This window comes from Streptomyces gelaticus (assembly GCF_014649535.1).
GTDB classification, from domain to species: domain Bacteria; phylum Actinomycetota; class Actinomycetes; order Streptomycetales; family Streptomycetaceae; genus Streptomyces; species Streptomyces gelaticus.
In genome coordinates this window covers 100,681-119,472 of sequence record NZ_BMTF01000003.1, presented here as the reverse complement: position 1 = coordinate 119,472, position 18,792 = coordinate 100,681, and the positions used below count along the sequence as shown (strand labels likewise).

The following is an 18,792-nucleotide window of genomic DNA, read 5'->3' as shown; positions in this document are numbered from 1 at the left end:
GCCACGTCCGTGATCACTCGGGCCGCCCGTCCCCGGACGCGGGTCCTCACCCGGCCTGGAGCACCAGCAGCGCCAGATCGTCGTCGGGCGGCCGCTCGGCGAATTCGTGCACCGCCCGCTTGATCCGGTCCGCGATCCCGTCCGCCGACAGCCCGGTGCAGCCGGCCAGCGCCTGGGCCAGTCCGTCCCCGTCGTCGAACATCAGCGTTCCGCAGCGCCGCTCCGTCACCCCGTCCGTGACGCACAGCAGGCTGTCGCCGGGCGCCAGCTCGAAGCTCTGGCTCTCGTACGCCACGTCGTCGAAGATCCCGAGCAGCATCTGCGGCTCGGCGGCCGGGCGCACCTCGCCGTCGGGCCGCAGCAGCAGCGGCAGCGGGTGGCCGGCGCTGGCCAGGGTGCAGCGCACGCCGCCGCCGGGCAGCGGTACGAGCTCGCCGTACAGCAGGGACAGGAAGCGGGACTGGCCGGTGTCCGCCGTCTGCTGGCCACCGGCCGCGGCCACCATGAGCGCGGCCGCCTCGGCGGCCTCCATCGCGTCGTCGAGGAGCAGCCGGTTGAGCCGGTCCAGGACCTCGCCGACGCCGAAGCCCTCCCGGGCCAGCAGCCGCAGCCAGGGCCGGGCGAGGCCGGTGACGACGGCGGCCTCGGGGCCGCTGCCCTGCACATCGCCGAGTACGAAGCACCAGCGGTCGCCGGGGCACGGGAAGATGTCGTAGAAGTCACCGCCGACGACGCCGTCGTCGCTGGGCTCGTACACCAGCGAGCTGGAGACCCCGGGTATGTCGGCGACCTTGCCGGGCAGCAGCGCGCGCTGCAGGATGCGGCTGATGGTGGCCTGCCGGGTGTACTCGCGGGCCGCGCCGACGGCGAGCCCGACCCGGCGTACGAAGTCCTCGATGAGCGCGGTCACTTCGTCGGGGACGCGGGCGAGACCCTCCCGGCCGAGAAGTACGGCGCCGAGGGTCCGGCCGCCCGAGGTGATCCGGTAGGCGAGGGCGGAAACGGCGCGTTCCTCGGTCTCCCCGCCCTCCTCGCCGCCGGGCCACGGCATGGAGACGGGCCCGGTGCCGACCCGTTCGGGGAGCCGGATCGGGTCCTGCTCCAGCAGGGTGCGCAGTTCTCCGGTCTCGGCCTCGTCCCGGTGCCAGACGCTGGCGAGCCGGGGGACGGCCGAGGGGCCGCCGTTCTCGGGTTCCAGCCAGATCGCGCACCAGTCGGCAAGTCTGGGCACCAGTAATTGCCCGGAGAGCGCCGCGACGATGTCCTCGTCGAGCTGGCCGGCGAGCAGGTCCGAGGCCTCGGCGAGGAACGAGAGCGCGCCGCGGCCGGCCCAGTCCGCGTCGTCGCGCAGCGCGCGGCGGGCGGTGGGGGCGAGCAGCTCGGCGGCGCGCAGGCCCTGCTGGAATCCGGGCTCGGCCGCCGCTTCCGGAAAAGGGTTCCAGTCGTCCACGGGAAGCCGGGCCCAGACGGTCTTGAGGCCGGTGCGGTAGGTGATGCCCCAGCGCTCGGAGAGGGTGCCGACGAGCTGGAGCCCGCGACCGTACTCGGCGGGTTCGTCGGGGCCGACGAGGCCGGCGCCCTCCGCCGCGTCGGCCGCGCTCCCGGACTCCGGGCGGTCGCTGCGCACGGCGCGGGCCGGGTGGTGGTCGGAGACCTCCAGCACCAGGGCCGCGACCTCGTCCTCGGCGGCCTCCTCCAGCCGGGCGACCAGCTCCACGTTGGTCCCGGCGTGCACGACCGCGTTGGTGACCAGCTCGCTGACGACGATCTCCGCGTCCTCGGCCACGCGCTCGCTGAAGCCCACGGCCGCCGGCAGGCCGAGCCCGGTCCACTCGCCGAGCGCGGCCCGGACGAACCGGCGGGCGGCGGAGGGGGCGAGGAGGTTTCCGGGCAGGGACGTATGGGCGGCCGGCCGCGCATCCGCACGGCCTGCGGGAATACCGGGACGCTGAACGATGTCCCGCTGCAAGGGAATGGACCCCACGGTGCAGCTCCTGACCTGTTCTCGCTCTGTCTGTTCTCGTTGCTGTCTGTCTGTTCTCGTTGGGCGGCGCTGACGACACCGACAGAGTGACAGATGGACCATGCCCATAAGCAATGAGTTGCCGAAGTGAGCGGAGAAAATGAGTGGGGAGAAACACCGTGGGGACGACCCCTGTCCGGCGGATCGGGCCCGGACAGGCGCTAGGACTCGCGGGTCCCTGCGTACATCTCGTCGATGAGGCCCTTGTACTCGCGCTCGACGACCGGCCGCTTCAGCTTGAGGCTGGGCGTCAGCTCGCCGTGCTCGATGTCGAGGTCGCGGGGCAGCAGCCGGAACTTCTTGATGGTCTGCCAGCGCTGCAGCCCCTCGTTGAGCCGCTTCACATAGCCCTCGATGAGCGCGACGGCCTGCGGGGAGGCCACCACTTCGGCGTACGGCTTGCCGCCCAGGCCGTTCTCGGCGGCCCAGCCGAGGAGGGTGGGCTCGTCGAGGGCGATCAGTGCGGTGCAGAAGTTACGGTCCGCGCCGTGCACCAGGATGTTGGAGACGAACGGGCAGACCGCCTTGAACTGTCCCTCGACCTCCGCCGGGGCGATGTACTTGCCGCCGGACGTCTTGATCAGGTCCTTCTTGCGGTCGGTGATCCGCAGATAGCCGTCCACGGACAGCTCGCCGATGTCGCCGGTGTGGAACCAGCCGTCCGGCTCCAGCACCTCGGCGGTCTTCTCCGGCTGCCCGTGGTAGCCCTCCATGATCCCGGGGCCGCGCAGCAGGATCTCGCCGTCGTCCGCGATCCGTACCTCGGTGCCGGGGAGCGGCTTGCCGACGGTGCCGGTGCGGTAGGCCTCGCCCGGGTTGACGAAGGAGGCGGCGCTGGACTCGGTGAGACCGTAGCCCTCCAGGATGTGGATCCCGACACCGGAGAAGAAGAGGCCGATGTCGGGGGCGAGCGCCGCGGAGCCGGAGATGCAGGCGCGGAGCCGGCCACCGAAGGCCTCGCGGATCTTGGCGAAGACGAGGGCATCGGCCACCTTGTGCTTGGCGCCGAGGGCGAAGGGGACGGAAGCCGTGCCGGTGCGCCGGAAGTTGTCCTGCGAGACCGTCGCGTACTCGCGGGCGACCCCGGCCGCCCACTGGAAGATCTTGTACTTGGCCCCGCCGCCGGCCCGTGCCTTGGCGGCGACGCCGTTGTAGACCTTCTCGAAGATGCGGGGCACGGCGGCCATGTACGTCGGCTGGACCACCGGAAGGTTCTCGATGATCTTGTCCACCCGCCCGTCGACGGCGGTGACATGGCCGACCTCGATCTGGCCGGAGGTGAGGACCTTGCCGAAGACGTGCGCGAGCGGCAGCCAGAGGTACTGGACGTCCTCGACGCTGATGAGGCCGGTCGCCACGGTGGCCTTGGCCATGTACGACCAGTTGTCGTGCGGCAGGCGCACACCCTTGGGGCGGCCGGTGGTGCCCGAGGTGTAGATCAGGGTGGCCAGCTGGTCGGCCGTGATGGCGGCGACCCGCTCCTTGACGGCCTCCGGGTGCTGCGCCAGGTACTCGGTGCCGCGGGCCTCCAGCTCGGCGAGGGTGAGCACCCAGCCTTCCGGGTCACCCTCGGCCGCTCCGGCGCCCTCGGGGTCGATGACGACGACATGGGCGAGGTCCGGCAGCTCGGCGCGGCGCTCGCGGGCCTTGGCCAGCTGGGCGGCGTCCTCGGCGACCAGCACCCGGCTCCCGGAGTCGGAGAGGATGAACGCCGACTCCTCCGCGTTGGTCGACGGGTAGATCGTGGTCGTGGCGGCACCCGCGCACAGCACACCGAGGTCGACGAGGACCCATTCCACCCGCGTACTGGCGGCGAGCGCGACCCGTTCCTCCGGCCGCACGCCCAGCCCGATGAGCCCGGCCGCGACGGCGTAGACCCGCTCGGCGGCCTGCGCCCAGCTCAGCGACTTCCACTCATCGGGGCCCTCGCCGGTGGCCGAGGGGACGGGGTAGCGGTAGGCCTCCCCGTCCGGGGTGGCCGCCACGCGGTCGATGAAGAGATTCGCCACGGAGGGCGGTCGGTTCTCGATCAAGGTCTGTGTGTCGCTCACGACGTCCTCCGGGCCTGCGGCAGTGCTTCACGACCGGCTGCTGGTTGCTGCTTGATCCTGCGGGTGTCTGCGTACTTGATCCTGTGGCGCCAGTCCTGCGGGGCTTGTTCCGCGCGCGGCTTGTTTAACTGGCGAGTAACTACGAAGCCGTGATCAGGGTAGAGCGCCCGCGTCCACCGCGTAAGGGGCAAGCGGCCGCCGCTTCATAACAAACGGGCCCCCGTGTCGCGAAGTGCTGCGACACAGGAGCCCGTTCGGACTACCACGGGGCAGGGGCGGGCGGATCCGGACACCGGCCGCGGCCCGCGGTCCGGGCCCGGGGCGGACTCGGGCGGGCTACTTCTTGCCCTTGCCCTCGCCGCCCGACTCGTCCGTGGACAGCACGGCGATGAAGGCCTCCTGCGGCACCTCCACGTTGCCGACCATCTTCATCCGCTTCTTGCCTTCCTTCTGCTTCTCCAGCAGCTTCCGCTTACGGGAGATGTCACCGCCGTAGCACTTGGCGAGGACGTCCTTGCGGATGGCGCGGACGGTCTCACGGGCGATGACCCGGGAGCCGATGGCGGCCTGGATCGGCACCTCGAAGTTCTGCCGCGGGATCAGCTCGCGCAGCTTGGCGACGAGCCGGACGCCGTACGCGTACGCCTTGTCCTTGTGGGTGACCGCGGAGAAGGCGTCGACCTTGTCGCCGTGGAGCAGGATGTCGACCTTGACGAGCTGGGCGGTCTGCTCGCCGGTGGGCTCGTAGTCGAGCGAGGCGTAACCCCGCGTCTTGGACTTCAGCTGGTCGAAGAAGTCGAAGACGATCTCGGCGAGCGGCAGGGTGTAGCGGATCTCGACCCGGTCCTCGGAGAGGTAGTCCATGCCGAGCAGGGTGCCGCGACGGTTCTGGCAGAGCTCCATGATCGCGCCGATGAACTCGCTGGGGGCCAGGATCGTGGCGCGCACGACGGGCTCGTGCACCTTGTCGATCTTGCCCTCGGGGAATTCGCTCGGGTTGGTGACGGTGTGCTCGGTGCCGTCCTCCATGTCGACGCGGTAGACCACGTTGGGAGCGGTGGCGATCAGATCGAGGCCGAACTCTCGCTCCAGGCGCTCCCGGATCACGTCGAGGTGGAGCAGGCCGAGGAAGCCGACGCGGAAGCCGAAGCCGAGGGCGGCGGAGGTCTCCGGCTCGTACACCAGGGCGGCGTCGTTGAGCTGGAGCTTGTCGAGCGCCTCGCGCAGGTCCGGGTAGTCCGATCCGTCGAGCGGGTACAGCCCCGAGAACACCATCGGCTTGGGGTCCTTGTAGCCGCCCAGCGCCTCGCTCGCGCCCTTGTTCAGGGAGGTGATGGTGTCACCGACCTTGGACTGCCGGACGTCCTTCACACCGGTGATGATGTAGCCCACTTCGCCCACACCGAGGCCGTCGGCCGGGGTCATCTCCGGGGAGGAGACCCCGATCTCCAGCAGCTCGTGGGTGGCGCCGGTGGACATCATCCTGATGCGCTCGCGCTTGTTGAGCTGGCCGTCGACGACACGGACGTACGTGACGACGCCCCGGTACGAGTCGTAGACCGAGTCGAAGATCATCGCTCGGGCCGGGGCGTCCGCCACGCCGACCGGAGCCGGAACGTCCCTGACCACCCGGTCGAGCAGCGCGTCCACGCCGACACCGGTCTTCGCGGAGACCTTGAGCACGTCCTCGGGCTGGCAGCCGATGAGGTTCGCCAGCTCCTCCGAGAACTTCTCGGGCTGCGCGGCCGGCAGGTCGATCTTGTTGAGCACCGGGACGATGGTGAGGTCGTTCTCCATCGCCAGGTAGAGGTTGGCCAGGGTCTGGGCCTCGATGCCCTGCGCGGCATCGACCAGCAGGATCGTGCCCTCGCAGGCGGCGAGCGAACGGGAGACCTCGTAGGTGAAGTCCACGTGGCCCGGGGTGTCGATCATGTTGAGGACATGGGTGCGGCCCTGGTCCTCGCCCGTGGTGGGGGCCCAGGGCAGACGCACCGCCTGGGACTTGATGGTGATGCCGCGCTCGCGCTCGATGTCCATCCGGTCGAGGTACTGAGCACGCATCTGCCGCTGGTCGACCACGCCGGTCAGCTGGAGCATCCGGTCGGCAAGGGTCGACTTGCCGTGGTCGATGTGCGCGATGATGCAGAAGTTGCGGATCAGCGCCGGGTCGGTACGGCTCGGCTCGGGCACGTTGGTAGGAGTCGCGGGCACGCAGGGTCCTGATTCTTGAGACGCCGAACGCCGTGTCTCGGGTCGATGTCGGTTCGGTCGGATCGATACGTAGCCTCCATCGTCCCATGGTTGCGGGGCGGAGACCGGTTTGGGCCGGTCGGAGCCGGACTGGTACCGTTGACAGCTGTGCCTCGCGACCCTCTTGGGCCGTGGGGCGCACATCGAAGATCCAACGAACCTGAAAAGGCTCTTTTCGTGGCGAACATCAAGTCCCAGATCAAGCGGAACAAGACGAACGAGAAGGCGCGCCTGCGCAACAAGGCCGTCAAGTCCTCGCTCAAGACCGCTATCCGCAAGGCCCGTGAGGCTGCCGCCGCCGGTGACGTCGAGAAGGCCACCTCGGCCGCTCGCGACGCCTCCCGCGCGCTCGACAAGGCCGTCTCGAAGGGTGTCATCCACAAGAACGCCGCCGCCAACAAGAAGTCGGCGCTGGCCTCCAAGGTTGCCTCCCTCCAGGGCTGAGCATTCTGATGTGATCGCCGGGACGGACCCAGCGGGCCCTCTCTCCCACTCCTGACCGGCACCCCGCGCCGCACACCGAACCTGCGTTCGCCACGCGGGTGCGGCGCACCAAGCACGAACCGAGGCCCCGGCCACGCTCTCCCCGGAGCGGGACCGGGGTCTTCGGCGTACGCGCTCCCGACAGGGCTCCGGTGGACGCGCGTCTGGCAAGACTTCGGTGGACGCGCGCCTGGCAGGGGCTTCGGTGCGCTGCTCGCGCCAGCGTCGCTGATCAGGTGCTCCTGCCGGGGCTTCGGTGCCGCGTGTGCTTCTGCCAGGGCTTCTGTGCGTGCTCCTGGCGGGCCTGCGGCGGCCCGCGCATACACCGGGGCCGCCTGTGCGTACGCGCCTGCGGACGACCCCGTCCGGGGCGGGGCTACCGCCCCGACCGTGCGGCTCGCGCCACTGCGACCACGGCCTTCTCCAGGGCGTACTCCGGGTCGTCGCCACCGCCCTTCACCCCCGCGTCGGCGTCCGCGACCGCCCGCAGTGCCAGGGACACCCCGTCCGGCGTCCAGCCGCGCATCTGCTGCCGCACCCGGTCGATCTTCCACGGCGGCATGCCCAGCTCACGGGCGAGGTCGGCGGGCCGCCCGCCGCGGGCCGAGGACAGCTTCCCGATCGCCCGTACGCCCTGCGCCAGCGCACTGGTGATCAGCACCGGCGCCACTCCCGTCGACAGCGACCAGCGCAGCGCCTCCAGCGCCTCCGCCGCCCGCCCCTCCACCGCTCGGTCGGCGACCGTGAAGCTCGATGCCTCGGCGCGGCCCGTGTAGTAACGGGCGACGACCGCCTCGTCGATGGTGCCCTCGACATCCGCGACGAGCTGCGAGACCGCGCTCGCCAGCTCCCGCAGATCGCTGCCGATGGAGTCGACCAGCGCCTGGCACGCCTCGGGCGTCGCCGAACGCCCCAGCGCCCGGAACTCCGACCGTACGAACGACAGCCGCTCGGCCGGCTTGGTCGTCTTCGGGCACGCGACCTCCCGCGCCCCCGCCTTGCGCGCCGCGTCCAGCAGCCCCTTGCCCTTGGCGCCGCCCGCGTGCAGCAGCACGAGGGTGATCTCCTCGACCGGATCGCCGAGATACGCCTTGACGTCCTTGACCGTGTCGGCGGAGAGGTCCTGCGCACCGCGCACGATCACCACCTTGCGCTCGGCGAAGAGCGAGGGACTCGTCAGCTCGGCGAGGGTGCCGGGCTGGAGCTGGTCGGAGGTGAGGTCGCGGACATCCGTGTCGGGGTCGGCGGCACGAGCCGCCGCCACCACCTGTTGCACGGCGCGGTCGAGGAGCAGGTCCTCCTGCCCCACGGCGAGCGTGAGGGGGGCGAGCGGGTCGTCGGTGGAATTCCTTCTGGTGGCCATCGCAGTCCAGCATCCCATGCACCACCGACAGCCCCGGGTCTCCCTCCCCCGCCGGGCCGGCTCTCCGCCGCTCACCGCTCTTTCCCCTGCCAGAAGAATTCTTCCCGCTGCCAGGATTCCTGCCGCAGCAGCGGATCCAGTGAATTCCTGAGGAGAACCGAGGCGGTCGACGGGAGCCTTGACCGACTGGGTACGGACCGGATCGACCTGTTGTATCAGCACCGGGTGGACCTGGAGGTGCCGATCGAGGACGTGGCCGGAGCGGTCGGCCCCCGGTACGAAGCGCAGGCCGACGCTGGAGGAGAACCTCGCGACGACGGAACTCACGCCCGGCCCGGACGAACTGCGGCGCCTGGACGCGGCGCTGCCGCCGTCGGTGGTCGTCGGCAGCCGGTACCCCGAGAGCGTCATGCACATGAACGGCCGTTAGACGCCGCTCCCCGGCCCGTACGGCGTACCCGGTACGGGAGAATGGGCAGGTGAGCGATGTGAGACATGTGCTGGTGCTGCCCGACCGCGATGCCGCGGAGGAAGTGGCCGAAGAGCTCGGCGACCGCTTCGGGGTGTCCGAGGAACCCCAGCTCGTACGCGATGCGCTGGCCGGTGAGGACGACGCCGAGGACGCCCAGTGGCTGGTGGTCGTGGAGGACCCGTCGGGACGGCTGGACTCCTCGGCGCTCGACGCCTTCGCAGCGGAATACGAGGGGTGGCTCGAAACGCCGTAGGGCGCGTCCGGCAAGGGGCGCCGCCTGCCCCGTGGTACGGAGGGCGGGTTCAGCTCTTGGGGACGATCTGGATGTCCATGTCGATGGAGATGCTGGAGCCGACGGCCGCGATGCCGCGGGCCAGCATGGTCTGCCAGGTCAGGGTGAAGTCCTCGCGGTGCAGTTCGGTGGTGGCCCGGCAGGCGGCCCGGGTCTCGCCCTCCAGGCCGTTGCCGAGGCCGAGGTACTGGGTGTCCAGCGTGACCGTGCGGCTGACACCGTGCAGGGTGAGCGCACCGGTGACGCCCCAGCGGGTGCCGCCCCGGTGGACGAAGCGGTCGCTGTAGAACTCCATCGTCGGATAGGCCCCGACGTCGAGGAAGTCACTGGAGCGCAGGTGGTCGTCCCGCATCTGGACGTTGGTGTCGATGGACGCGGCGTCGATGATCACGTGCATGGCCGAGTCCTCCATGCGGTCGGCGATCCGCACCGCACCCGCGAAGGTGTTGAACCGGCCGTGAATGCGCGCGAGTCCGATGTGCCGGGCCGTGAAGCCGATCTGGGAGTGCATCGGCTCGACCTCCCACTCACCCGGAGCGGGCAGCTGCGGGGGCGCGGACAGCTGAAGGGTCACATCGCCGAGGCTCGCATGACCGCCCTCGACCACCGTGGCCGAGCCGTGGAACGGGGTGAAGCCCTCGGCCGTGACGGCCAGCCGGTACTCACCGGCCGGGACGGTGGCGAGCACATTGCCGAACGGATCCGTCTCCCCGCCGAACACCTTGCGCCCCGCCCCGTCCATGACCGCGAACTCGGCCAACGGCACGACCTCGTCGACGGGGTCGAGCACCCGGCAACTGAGCAATCCAGCAGTGCGCGGCATTTCGAGCCCGGCAAGGGCATTGCCTTGCGTGACCCCCGCCGCTCGCCTGCCGTTCAGCCAACGACCGAACATCTTCCACCTTCCCCCCGGGACGATTCACCTTGGGGCCCGGCGGCTGGACGTCTCTGTCGGAGCAGCGGCCCACCGACGAGCATGCATTCGATCACCATTGTGGCGTTCGAGGCAAACAGAGCAACTCGCAGGGGCTTGGGCGGAGGTGTTACCGAAGGTCCGAATTGATCTTTCTCGGGCAGTGCGATCACGACCGGCCCACCGCCCGCAGCCTCGGCCCGGCACCCGCCTCGCCACTCGTCACGGCGATCGCGCCGTCGGTGTCCGTACGCAGCACCACCGCGCCGCCCGCTTCGAGCGCATCGACAGTACGTGAGGCCGGGTGACCGTACGGGTTGTCCCTGCCCACGCTCACCAGGGCGAACCGAGGGTGCGCGCTGCGCAGCAGGGCGGGGTCCTGGTGGGCGGAGCCGTGGTGGGCGACCTTCAGCACGTCCACCCGCGGCAGCGCGGGATATCTGCGTAACAGCCCCTGCTGAGCCGTTGGTTCGAGGTCTCCCAGAAGCAGCAGGGTCAGCCCGCCGGCCCGGACGTACAGGGTGACGCTGGCATCGTTCGGCTCCAGCGGTACGGGCCCGGCGCCCGGGTCCGCCGCTCTGCCGTCGGCCCCCATGGCATTCGCCGGCCAGAGAACCCGCCAGTCGAGCGCCCCGATCCGGCGGCGTTCCCCCGGGGCGGCCCGCACCAGGGGCACATGCGCGCCGGCCGCCGTCCGCCGTACGAACGCGACCTGATCCGGAGGTTCGTCCAGGCTCGTCGTCTCGATCGCACCCACGGCCCTGCCCCGCAACACACCGGGCAGGCCCCGCACATGGTCGGCGTGGAAGTGTGTGAGGACCAGAAACGGAACCTCCGTGATACCGAGCTCATGAAGGCACCGGTCTACGAGAGACGGGTCGGGCCCGGCGTCGACGACCACCCCGGCTCCCTCCCCCGCGGCCAGCACCAGGGCATCTCCCTGACCCACGTCGCACATCGCGAACGCCCAGCCCTGCGGCGGCCATCCGGTCAGGACCCGGGTGAGCGGCACCGGGCGCAGCACCGCGAGGACCAACAGCAGCGCGGCGGCGGAGCAGATCCAGGGGTGGCGCACGATCCGACGGGCGAAGAGCACCACCAGAGCGGTCAGCGCGGCGAGCAGCACCGCCCCCCTCCCACCGTCGGGCCAGTCGATCTCCGCTCCGGGCAGGGCCGCCCCGGTACGGGCCACCGTGGCGATCCACCCGGTCGGCCATCCCGCGATCCGGGCGAGCAGCTCCGCCACCGGCATGGCCACCGGTGCCAGGGCGAGCGCGGCGAACCCGAGGACCGTGGCCGGTGCCACCGCGAACTCGGCCAGCAGGTTGCACGGGACCGCCACCAGACTGACCCGGGAGGCGAGCAGCACGACGACCGGCGCGCATACTGCCTGCGCGGCAGCCGCAGCGGCCAGCGCCTCGGCGAGCCGGGGCGGAACTCCGCGCCGCCGCAACGCCTCGCTCCACTTCGGGGCGATGGTCAGCAGGGCACCGGTGGCCAGCACGGAGAGGACGAAACCGTAACTGCGCGCCATCCACGGGTCGTGGAGGACCAGCAGCAGAACGGCGGCTGCCAGCGCGGGAATCAGCGATCTGCGCCGCCCCGTGCCGATGGCCAGCAGGGTGATCAGCCCGCAGACGGCTGCCCGCAGAACGCTCGGCTCGGGCCGGCAGACGATGACGAAGGCAAGGGTGAGTCCGCCGCCGAGCAGCGCCGTCAGCCGCAGCGGAATCCCCAACCGGGGTGCCACTCCGCGGCGTTCGACGCGCAGCGCCGTGCCCGGTGGTCCGATGAGGAGGACGAGCAGGATCGCCAGGTTGGCACCGGAGACCGCCATCAGGTGGGTGAGATCGGCAGCCTTGAACGCCTCGTGCAGTTCGGGGGTGACCCGCGAGGTGTCGCCGACCACCAGGCCCGGCAGAAGGGCCCGTGCATCGGGTTCGAGTCGCTCGGTCGCCTGCCGCAGACCGCCGCGCAGCGCGCCCGCCGTGCGCTGGAGGAAGGAGGGGGGACCGATGATGCGAGGCGGCCCCTTGCCCTCGGGGCGCAGTACGGCGGCGCTGCGCTCCCCGCCGTGCAGCGGTGGCGCCAGTCGGCCGCCGACGCGCAGTTGTGTGGAAGGAAGCAACTGCCGCCACTGCCCCGCCGATCCGCCGGGCGAGACGATCAGCAGCACGGGCGTACTCAGCCTGGTGACCGCGCCGTCGGGGCCGGTCAGCCGTGTGATCTCGGCGTCCACGAGGAGGGATGCGGGCGTGCTGCGGTCGCCGCGTACCCGGGGCCGGGTCTGCCGGGCGTCCGACGTCACCGTCACCTCTGCCTCGACCCTCGCGAACCGCTGGGCCAGCCCGTGAACCGGCCCCTGCCGTACGTCCGCGCCGTGCAGCCCGGCCGATGCGGCTCCGGCCGCCGCGCAGAGCAAGGCTGCGGCGGTGGCGGTCGCCGTGGCCCGCGGCCATCCTCTACCACGTACCGCGCCCTCGCCCCTTTCCCTGTCCTCGCCCCTTTCCCTTTCCTCGCCCCTCTCCCTTTCCTCGCTCCTTTCCCTTTCCTCGTCCTCGCCTTCTCCTTCGCCCTCAGCCGCCCCTCCCCCGGTGCCGGCTGACACCCCGCGCAGTGCACGGGTGGCCGAGGCTCCCGACATCGCCAGCAGCACCATCGCCGCACCCACGCAGAGCATCACGCCCGTGGTGGTCCACCGCCCGGGGGCGCTCAGCGCCAGTGCCGCTCCGGCCCAGGCCGCCATGGCCGGCGGGACCAGGCGCAGATCGAGCGGGCCCTCCTGCCGCGGATCGGCGGCGCCGAGCCGACAGCCCGACGCCGCGTGGACGTCCAGGCCGCTCATGGCCCCACCAGTGGCTGGAGGTCGGCGAACCGGCGGTCGCCGATCCCGTTGACCTCACGCAGTTCGTCGACGGACCGGAAGCCGCCGTGCTGGGTGCGGTAGTCGACGATGTGCTGGGCGAGGACCGGGCCGACCCCAGGCAGCGTGTCCAGTTGCTCGGCGGTCGCGGTGTTGAGGCTGACCGGGCCTGCCGGAGAGCCCGTGCCACCGCCCGCCACGGCTCCGAGCGGCCCGCCGGCGGCTGAGGGGCCGGATGGGGCGCCCACCACGATCTGCTCTCCGTCCGTGAGCACCCGCGCCCGGTTGAGTCCGGTGAGGTCGGCTCCGTTCCGGACTCCGCCCGCCGCGCGTAACGCATCGGCGACCCTTGCTCCGGACGGTAGTTGCCGGATGCCGGGCCGTCGTACCTTTCCGCTCACGTCGACGACGATGTGTCCGCCCGGCCCTGTCACGGGTGGTGGTCCCGGTGACGGTTCCGGCGCTTCGGCGGCGCCCGGCACGGGGTGCGGTGTCCGGGCATGCGCGGCTTCGTCGACCGGATCGGGCGCGCGCACGGAGTGCGGGCGCGCGGACCAGAAGTGCATCGCGGCAAAGACTCCGGCCGCGACCAGGACAACTGCCAGTGCGGCAAGGGACTTTGGCTCCAGACCGCATCTGAGCTGAAGCCAGACCGGAATCCGTTCCCGCAGCGCGGGAACCAGCCGCTCCCACCGCCGCCCCACCGCACCGGCAGTCGTACTCGGACTCGGGACTGAAGCCGAGGTCAGGCTCGGACTCGGGACTGAAGCCGAGGCCGAGGCCGGCGTCGGCGTCGGCGTCGGGGGCAATGCCGAGCCCGGAGACCGGGCGGAAGCCGGAGCCGGGGCCACCCCCAGCACGGGCCGCGCGACCCGTCCACCGTACGCGCCCGTCATGAGGGCGTCCGCCCGTCGGCGCGAAGCCGCGGCCACGGCGTTCGCCCGCCCGCGCGACGACCGCCGCCGACCGGGCCCGAGGCCCGGCCCCAGGCCCGGCCCACCGCCGCCGCGGCCTGGTCCGCTTCCGGGGCCGGGACCGCTGCGGACACGGACGTCCGAGGCCGGGACGCGGCCGGGGCCGCTGCCGCTTGCGCTGGTTGCACGATGTGATCGGGGAGTCATGTCTCACGACGTTAGACACATCGGCCCGAACCCGCCGAGCAGCCTCAATTCCGGTGGACAACCAACCAGTTGTGGATATCTCGGGCACCCCTACGAGTGACGCACAAAAAACCGGCAGGGCCGCCCGGCCCGGATCAGCGCGGCGAGACCACTGCCCCGAGCAGACCCGGCCCGGTATGTGCACCGATCACCGCGCCCACCTCGCTCACATGCAGATCGACCAGGCCAGGCACCCGTTCACACAGCCGCTCCGCGAGCCGCTCCGCCCGCTCGGGCGCCGCCAGGTGATGCACGGCGATGTCCACGCGGCCGCTGCCCGCCCGTTCCACGACGATCTCCTCCAGGCGTGCGATCGCCTTCGAGGCCGTCCGTACCTTCTCCAGCAGTTCGATACGGCCGCCGTCGAGCTGAAGAAGCGGCTTCACGGCGAGTGCCGACCCCAGCAGCGCCTGCGCGGCACCGATACGGCCGCCCCGGCGCAGATAGTCCAGCGTGTCGACGTAGAAGTACGCGGAGGTTCCCGCGGCCCGCTTCTCCGCGGCGGCGACCGCCTCGTCCAGGTTTCCGCCCGCCTCCACCGTCTCCGCCGATGCCAGGGCGCAGAAGCCGAGGGCCATGGCGACCATCCCGGTGTCCACCACCCGGACCGGAACCGGTGCCTCCTTCGCCGCGAGCAGGGCAGCGTCATACGTACCCGACATCTCGGCCGAGATGTGCAGCGAGACGATGCCGGCGGCTCCGGCTTCGGCCGCCGCACGGTACGCGGCGGCGAACACCTCCGGGCTCGGCCGGGAGGTGGTCACGGGACGGCGCTTCTGGAGCGCCACCGCGAGGGAGCGGGCCGAGATCTCGGTGCCGTCCTCCAGAGCCTGATCGCCGAGGACGACGGTCAGCGGCACCGCGCTGATGCCGTGCCGCTCCATCGTCTCGGGCGGCAGGTAGGCCGTGGAATCGGTGACGATCGCGACATGGCGGGACATGAGCGGGAGGTTACCTGGCAAGTCCGTGTCCCGGCAGTCCGACCCCGGCCGAATGATCTCTCCTGACCTCTTCGGACCGCATCCTGTCGCCGTCGGTCGCCGACCGTCTCAGTTCGTCGCTTCGGGCCGGGGCGCCTTCTGCCACGGGTATCCGGTCTGCAGCCGCGGATCCGGGGCCGTGATCGCCTGGGCCGCCCCGTCGTCCGGCCCGCTCCCCTGCCTCCGCCCCTGCTCCGGCGCCTGCCCTTGTCCCTGCGGCTCGTCCGTCTCCGCCGTCCAATGCCGAAGCGCTCCCGCCTCCACATCGATCTGCGCGTTCAGCGCGTCCAGTTCGTCGTCCGTGAACCGCCGCGCCCTGTCCCGCGCGGCCCACCGCAGCGAATCAGCGGAGTGCGTGATCCGCTCCGTACGCTGCTTCAGGCTCGGCAGCAGCGAGGCCACGGTCGCCCGGTCGGGCTCGTGCTCCAGTTTCTTCAGCTCTTCGTCCAGCTCCCGCCCGTGAACGCTCAGCCGCTGGAAGAGGCCCAGCGACTCCGAGAGCGAGGCGTCCTCGACGACTCCCGCCTGCAACGCGTCCTGCGTGGCCCGCATGGATGTGCGCAGCGCCAGCCGCAGCTGCGCCAGCTCTCCGCCCACGCCCGCCTGACCATAGCTCTTCGCCCGCAGCGCGGTTTCCTCGACGGTGCGGCGAGCCTGCGTGATCGTACGGTCCACACCGCGCTTCGCCGCGCCGATGGCCTTGACGCTCACGTACACGCCCAGGGCCACGAAGGCGAAAAAGAGCAACCCCAGGATCAGGATCACGGCTTCCATGAGTGCCCCTCGGATGTCGTTTCGGCTGCCGGTGCCGGCCCCTCCACCGTAAACGGAAAGGGCAGGCCGAGGGTTCCTTCGAAACCCCCAACCTGCCCGTAGGGGAATGCCCCCACACGATCGCGCGTGGCGCGGTCAGCGCCTCAGGCGGGACGCCGCGTCATCACGCCGGGACGATGTTGACCAGCTTCGGTGCCCGGACGATCACCTTGCGGATGCCGGCGCCGTCCAGCGCCGCCACCACGGCCGGATCGGCCAGGGCCAGCGCCTCCAGCTCCTCGTCCGTGATCGACGGGGAGATCTCCAGGCGCGCCTTGACCTTGCCCTTGACCTGCACGACGCAGGTCACGGTCTCGTCCACGACGTACGCCGGGTCGGCGACCGGGAAGTCCTGGTGCACAACCGACTCGGTGTGGCCCAGCCGGCGCCACAGCTCCTCGGCGATGTGCGGTGCCAGCGGCGCCACCAGCAGCACCAGCGACTCGGCGACGGACCGGGACAGCGGGCCGCCGGCCTTGGTCAGGTGGTTGTTCAGCTCGGTGACCTTGGCGATCGCCGTGTTGAAGCGCATCCCGGCCATGTCCTGGCCGACCCCGTCGATCGCCTTGTGCAGCGCACGCAGCGTCTCCTCGCCCGGCTCCGTGTCGACGACCGTGACCGCACCGGTCTCCTCGTCGACGACGTTGCGCCACAGCCGCTGCAGCAGCCGGTACTGGCCGACGACGGCGCGCGTGTCCCACGGCCGCGACACGTCCAGCGGGCCCATCGCCATCTCGTACAGGCGCAGCGTGTCCGCCCCGTACTCGGCGCAGATCTCGTCCGGCGTGACGGCGTTCTTCAGGGACTTGCCCATCTTGCCCAGGACGCGGCTGACCTTCTCGCCCTGGTAGTAGAACTTTCCGTCGCGCTCCTCGACCTCGGCCGCCGGGACCGCGATGCCGCGGCTGTCCCGGTAGACGAACGCCTGGATCATGCCCTGGTTGTACAGCTTGTGGAACGGCTCGGCGGACGAGATGTGTCCCAGGTCGTGCAGCACCTTGGACCAGAAACGGGCGTACAGCAGGTGCAGGACGGCATGCTCGGCGCCACCGACGTACAGGTCGACACCGCCCGTCGGCCGGCCCTCGCGCGGGCCCATCCAGTACTGCTCGATCGCCGGGTCGACCAGCTTCCGGTCGTTGTTCGGGTCCAGGTAGCGCAGCTCGTACCAGCAGGAGCCCGCCCAGTTGGGCATGGTGTTGGTCTCGCGGCGGTACTTCTTGGGGCCGTCGCCCAGGTCCAGGGTGACGTTGACCCATTCGGCGTTCCGGGACAGCGGGGTCTCGGGCTGGGTGTCGGCGTCGTCGGGGTCGAAGGTGCGCGGAGAGTAGTCGTCGACCTCCGGCAGCTCCAGGGGCAGCATCGACTCGGGCAGCGGGTGGGCTACGCCGTCCTCGTCGTAGACGATCGGGAAGGGCTCGCCCCAGTAGCGCTGGCGGCTGAACAGCCAGTCACGCAGCCGGAAGTTGACGGTGCCCTCGCCGACGCCGTGTGCCGTCAGCCACTCGGTGATCTTCGCCTTGGCGGCGACGACGCCCAGACCGTCCAGCGAGATCTCGTCATTGGCGGAGTTGACCAGCTTCGCTTCGTACGAGTCGAAGGCGTCGTCCCACGTCGAGGGGTCCGTGCCACGGTCGTCCGAGGGCTCGACGACACAGCGCATCGGCAGCTCGAAGGCGCGTGCGAAGGCGAAGTCGCGCGCGTCGTGCGCCGGTACGGCCATGATCGCGCCGGTGCCGTAACCCATCAGGACGTAGTCGGCGATGAAGACGGGAACCTTCTCGCCGCTGACCGGGTTGGTCGCGTACGCACCGGTGAAGACACCGGTCTTGTCCTTGGCCTCGGTCTGCCGCTCCACGTCGGACTTGGTGGCGGCCAGCTTGCGGTAGGCGGCGACGGCCTCGGCCGGGGAGGCGTATCCGCCGGTCCACACCGGGTGGGTGCCCTCGGGCCAGGCTGCCGGAATGATCTGCTCGACCAGCTCGTGCTCGGGTGCCAGCACCATGTAGGTGGCGCCGAACAGGGTGTCCTGGCGGGTGGTGAAGACGGTGATGCTGCCGGCGCCGTCGACCGGGAAGTCGACGCGGGCGCCTTCGGAGCGCCCGATCCAGTTGCGCTGCTGCAGCTTGATGGCCTCGGGCCAGTCCAGCCCGTCCAGGTCGTTCAGCAGCCGGTCTGCGTAGGCAGTGATGCGCATGTTCCACTGGCGCAGCTTGGCCTTGAAGACGGGGAAGTTGCCGCGCTCGGAGCGGCCGTCGGCCGTCACCTCTTCGTTGGCCAGCACGGTGCCCAGGCCGGGCGACCAGTTGACGGGCGCGTCGGAGGCGTACGCCAGACGGTACTCGCCCAGGACGTCGGCGCGCTCGGCGGCGCTCAGCGCGCTCCAGTCACGGCCGTCCGGGGTGGGGCGAGCGCCGCTCTCGAACTGGGCGACCAGCTCGTCGATCGGGCGCGCCCGGTCGGCCTCGGTGTCGTACCAGGAGTTGAAGATCTGCAGGAAGATCCACTGCGTCCACTTGTAGTACTCCGACTCGATCGTGGCGAACGAGCGGCGCTTGTCGTGGCCCAGGCCCAGTCGGCGCAGCTGGGCGGTCATGTTCTCGATGTTGGCCTCGGTGGAGACCCGCGGGTGTGTGCCGGTCTGCACCGCGTACTGCTCCGCGGGCAGGCCGAAGGCGTCGAAGCCCAGGGTGTGCAGCACGTTGTGCCCGGTCATCCGCTGGTGGCGGGCGAAGACATCGGTGGCGATGTAGCCCAGCGGGTGGCCGACGTGCAGGCCCGCACCCGAGGGGTACGGGAACATGTCCATGATGAACTTCTTCGGCCTGGCGGCCAGCTCCGCATCGCCCGCGAGGTCACCGCTCGGGTTCGGCGCCTCGTACGTGCCCTCGGCGTCCCAGAAGTCCTGCCAGCGTGCCTCGATGTCGGCGGCCATCGCCGCCGTGTAGCGGTGCGGCGCAGCCGTCTCGGCTGCGGAAGTCGTCTCGCTCATGATCCTCAAAGCTCCATCGATCGTCATCTGCCGGCGCCCATGTCTACGGACACGCGTCTACGGAAACGAAAAATCCCCTCGCACAGGAGGGGACGCCGCGCTGATTCCGGCCAGGCATTCTCACCGGTCGGGACTGA

At 70.9% G+C, this 18,792-nt stretch carries 12 protein-coding genes; 2 read left to right on the top strand and 10 right to left on the bottom strand.

Annotation, left to right across the window (positions count from 1 at the left end):
- Positions 1 to 46: 46 nt before the first annotated feature.
- From IE107_RS05350 to lepA, 3 genes are all read right to left on the bottom strand, one after another.
- Positions 47 to 1,969, bottom strand: a complete 1,923-nt coding sequence (locus tag IE107_RS05350) for an ATP-binding SpoIIE family protein phosphatase (RefSeq protein WP_189542098.1) — start codon at positions 1,967 to 1,969, stop codon at positions 47 to 49.
- A 215-nt stretch (positions 1,970 to 2,184) separates the two neighbouring features.
- Positions 2,185 to 4,074 carry an AMP-dependent synthetase/ligase gene (locus IE107_RS05345; protein ID WP_189541569.1) on the bottom strand — a complete coding sequence of 630 codons (1,890 nt, stop codon included), beginning with the start codon at positions 4,072 to 4,074 and terminating at the stop codon, positions 2,185 to 2,187.
- 336 nt (positions 4,075 to 4,410) lie between these two features.
- Entirely contained in the window at positions 4,411 to 6,285 is a 1,875-nt protein-coding gene (lepA, locus tag IE107_RS05340) for a translation elongation factor 4 (RefSeq protein WP_189541567.1), read from the bottom strand.
- A gap of 216 nt (positions 6,286 to 6,501) precedes the next feature.
- Between lepA and rpsT the strand changes: the two genes are divergently transcribed.
- Positions 6,502 to 6,768 carry a 30S ribosomal protein S20 gene (gene rpsT / locus IE107_RS05335; protein WP_072483588.1) on the top strand — a complete coding sequence of 89 codons (267 nt, stop codon included), beginning with the start codon at positions 6,502 to 6,504 and terminating at the stop codon, positions 6,766 to 6,768.
- 415 nt (positions 6,769 to 7,183) lie between these two features.
- On the opposite strand, the gene holA is transcribed toward rpsT, so the two are convergent.
- Positions 7,184 to 8,170: a DNA polymerase III subunit delta gene (holA, locus tag IE107_RS05330; protein ID WP_189541565.1), complete on the bottom strand. Its 987-nt coding sequence runs from the start codon at positions 8,168 to 8,170 to the stop codon at positions 7,184 to 7,186.
- Between the two features lie 479 nt (positions 8,171 to 8,649).
- On the opposite strand from holA, the gene IE107_RS05320 reads away from it, so the two are divergent.
- Positions 8,650 to 8,895 carry a hypothetical protein gene (locus tag IE107_RS05320; protein ID WP_189541563.1) on the top strand — a complete coding sequence of 82 codons (246 nt, stop codon included), beginning with the start codon at positions 8,650 to 8,652 and terminating at the stop codon, positions 8,893 to 8,895.
- 49 nt (positions 8,896 to 8,944) lie between these two features.
- Here the strand turns inward: IE107_RS05320 and IE107_RS05315 are convergent, their stop codons facing one another.
- From IE107_RS05315 to leuS, 6 genes are all read right to left on the bottom strand, one after another.
- Positions 8,945 to 9,829 (bottom strand): YceI family protein, encoded by an 885-nt coding sequence (locus tag IE107_RS05315; protein ID WP_189541561.1) that lies wholly within the window; start codon positions 9,827 to 9,829, stop codon positions 8,945 to 8,947.
- Positions 9,830 to 10,016: 187 nt separating this feature from the next.
- The gene (locus IE107_RS05310) at positions 10,017 to 12,692 is read right to left on the bottom strand and encodes a ComEC/Rec2 family competence protein (protein WP_189541560.1); all 2,676 of its coding nucleotides are present in this window, start codon (positions 12,690 to 12,692) and stop codon (positions 10,017 to 10,019) included.
- Positions 12,689 to 13,111: a ComEA family DNA-binding protein gene (locus tag IE107_RS36050; RefSeq protein ID WP_373302395.1), complete on the bottom strand. Its 423-nt coding sequence runs from the start codon at positions 13,109 to 13,111 to the stop codon at positions 12,689 to 12,691. The genes IE107_RS05310 and IE107_RS36050 overlap by 4 nt, the downstream gene beginning before the upstream one ends.
- An 854-nt stretch (positions 13,112 to 13,965) precedes the next feature.
- Positions 13,966 to 14,811, bottom strand: a complete 846-nt coding sequence (locus IE107_RS05300; protein WP_189541556.1) for a DegV family protein — start codon at positions 14,809 to 14,811, stop codon at positions 13,966 to 13,968.
- 108 nt (positions 14,812 to 14,919) lie between these two features.
- On the bottom strand, positions 14,920 to 15,624 hold the full coding sequence (locus IE107_RS05295) for a hypothetical protein (RefSeq protein WP_189541553.1): 705 nt from the start codon (positions 15,622 to 15,624) through the stop codon (positions 14,920 to 14,922).
- Between the two features lie 163 nt (positions 15,625 to 15,787).
- Positions 15,788 to 18,655 (bottom strand): leucine--tRNA ligase, encoded by a 2,868-nt coding sequence (gene leuS, locus IE107_RS05290; protein ID WP_189541551.1) that lies wholly within the window; start codon positions 18,653 to 18,655, stop codon positions 15,788 to 15,790.
- Between the last annotated feature and the right edge of the window lie 137 nt (positions 18,656 to 18,792).